We start from the raw sequence: 596 nt of genomic DNA on the forward strand, positions 1-596 counted from the left end.
TATCCAGCGCCCACTGCTTGGCCTCCAGCAGATCGTCAAAGGCGAACACCAGCATCTGATAGGGCAGGCCGTGCTTGTCGCACAGGGATTTTCGGTTATGCCCGTCAATAACGACCAGATCCTCATTGACGATGATGGAGGTATAGCACCCATTTTTCAGGAGGTCCGTCTCCAGCGCGCCGAGCTGCTCCTCGCTCAAAGGCGGGAGCAGCTCGGCCATCTCAGGCAGCACAACAGGGGTGCGCTCCGTGCTGCTGTAAATGATCCCAGTATTCTTCATCAGGCTGCCTCACACTCGCCCTGGTTCTGCCCGGCAGCGGTCGCCTCCTCTGCCCGACGGGGGGAGAGGAGCTCCACCTCCGTCGCCTTGATCAGAAAGCCGGGCTGGCGGGTGGGATCGTCAGAAAAAGTGATGGTCTCGAAGTCGCCGGAGGCGGCCAGCTTGCAGCCCTTCCAGGCATAGGCGGCGCAGAACTCGGCCAGGGGACCGCGCACCTTGATGGAGATGAAGTCGGTGAGCCGGTTGCCCTCCTGATCCCGATAGCGGCGGTCCGAGGCGATACGCAGGATGGCATAGGGCTTGCCCGTGGTTTCGT

The 596-nt window shown here is 61.7% G+C and carries 1 protein-coding gene and 1 pseudogene; both read right to left on the reverse strand.

Going from position 1 to position 596, the window contains the following annotated elements; translation table 11 throughout:
* Positions 1-280 (reverse strand): annotated as a pseudogene (locus tag B5F88_RS19985) (hypothetical protein); the annotation flags it as partial.
* On the reverse strand, positions 280-596 hold a 317-nt coding region (locus tag B5F88_RS19990), incomplete at its 5' end, for a single-stranded DNA-binding protein (protein ID WP_087937094.1). The gene B5F88_RS19990 and the pseudogene B5F88_RS19985, both read right to left, overlap by 1 nt.

The organism is Flavonifractor sp. An306 (genome assembly GCF_002159455.1).
In the GTDB taxonomy this organism is placed as follows: domain Bacteria; phylum Bacillota; class Clostridia; order Oscillospirales; family Oscillospiraceae; genus Flavonifractor.